General features: G+C 58.8%; 1 protein-coding gene. It reads left to right on the top strand.

Going from position 1 to position 437, the window contains the following annotated elements:
* On the top strand, positions 1-437 hold a 437-nt coding region (locus H6M51_RS24280), incomplete at both ends, for a molybdopterin-dependent oxidoreductase (RefSeq protein WP_185812321.1).

Here is a 437-nt window from a genome sequence, read left to right as displayed (position 1 = left end):
ATCAGTTTGCCGGCCCATGCTCAGTCCGTTCCCGGTGGCGTAGAGGCGCTGGAGATCAAATGGTCGAAGGCACCCTGTCGGTTCTGTGGCACCGGCTGTGGCGTCATGGTCGGCGTCAAGGAAGGGCAGGTCGTCGCCACGCACGGCGACATGCAAGCCGAGGTGAACAGAGGACTTAACTGCATAAAGGGCTATTTCCTCTCAAAGATAATGTATGGCGAGGACCGCCTGAGCACACCGCTCCTGCGCAAACTTAACGGGCAATATTCGAAGGATGGCGAGTTCGAACCGGTAAGCTGGGACGAAGCGTTCGACATCATGGCCGAGCAGTGCAAGAAGGTTTTGCGGGAAAAGGGACCGACAGCGGTCGGCATGTTCGGCTCCGGCCAGTGGACGATTTTCGAAGGCTATGCCGCAACCAAGCTGATGCGGGCCGG

This window comes from Rhizobium sp. AQ_MP, assembly GCF_014237835.1.
Lineage (GTDB): Bacteria > Pseudomonadota > Alphaproteobacteria > Rhizobiales > Rhizobiaceae > Allorhizobium.
The sequence above is the reverse complement of the archived record's forward strand: the minus strand, read 5'-3'. Positions and strand labels throughout refer to the sequence as shown.